The 1130-nt window shown below is 70.5% G+C and carries 1 protein-coding gene; it reads right to left on the bottom strand.

Annotation, left to right across the window (positions count from 1 at the left end; genetic code table 11):
• Positions 1 to 93 precede the first annotated feature (93 nt).
• The coding region (locus AB0B91_RS66380; RefSeq protein ID WP_358343332.1) for an MFS transporter at positions 94 to 1130 on the bottom strand (1037 nt) is incomplete at its 5' end.

Raw genomic sequence — 1130 nt, forward strand, 5'->3', positions numbered from 1 at the left:
CGACGAGGCGGACTCCCCCGCCGGACGCCCGACCCCCGCAGCGTTGCCAGGGGCCGGGCGTCCGGACCGACCTTCCGGGGCCCGGGTGACGCGTCAGTGGATGATGACGGGGGCCTTCGCCTGCCCCGGCTGCTCGTCGTCGAGCAGGTGCGACGGCTCACGCCGGCGGGGCAGGAACGCGGCCGGGATGAACGTGAGCAGCACCAGCGCGAACGCGACCCAGAACGTGGTGGCGAAGGAACTGGCGGCGAAGTCGAGCCCACGAGAGAGCAGCGACGGGTCGACCGGGAACCGCTCGGCGAGCTCCGGCTGCTGCTGCACGACGATGGCGACCTTCGCCTCGGTCAGCGGCTCACCGTCCGGGCCGACGGCGCCGGGGATCTGCCGGGAGCCGTTCATCTCGCTGGTGAGGATCACCGACATCGTGGCGGCGCCGACGGAGCCACCGATCTGCTGGAGGATGTTGACCAGGGTGGAGCCGCGGGCCACCTCGTGGGCCTTCAGGGTCTTCAGCGCCGAGGTCATGATCGGCATCATGGTGCCGCCCATGCCGAGGCCCATGACGAACAGCGACCCGCAGAGCAGCACGTACGACGTCTGCGGGTCGATCTGGGTGAAGGTGAAGAACCCGAGGGCGATGAGCACCAGCGCGAACGGCACGGTACGACCGACGGGGACCCGGTCGGCCAGCATCCCCGCCACCGGCATGGTCACCATCGCGCCGAGGCCCTGCGGCGCCATCAGCAGGCCGGCGGTCAGCGTCGACTCGCCGCGGATCTGCAGGAAGTAGCTGGGGAACAGCAGGCCGGCGCCCATGAACGCGATGATGAACACGAACATGGTCACCGTGGCGACGGTGAGGTTGCGGTTGGCGAACAGCCGCAGGTCGAGCAGGGGGTGCCGGGGCCGGAAGGAGTAGCGCACGAAGGCGACGACGAGCACCCCGCCGACCAGCATGGGAGCCCACACCCAAGGGTCGGCGAACGTGCCGGCGTCGGGCAGCGAGGAGACGCCGTAGAGGAAGAGGGCGAGCCCCGGCGAGAGCATCAGCATGCCGACGAAGTCGAACGACTCGGAGGGCTCGGGGTTGTCCTTCGGCAGCGCCAGAGCGGCGTAGACGAGCGCCACGG

It is taken from the genome of Nonomuraea sp. NPDC049141, from assembly GCF_040648415.1.
Lineage (GTDB): Bacteria > Actinomycetota > Actinomycetes > Streptosporangiales > Streptosporangiaceae > Nonomuraea.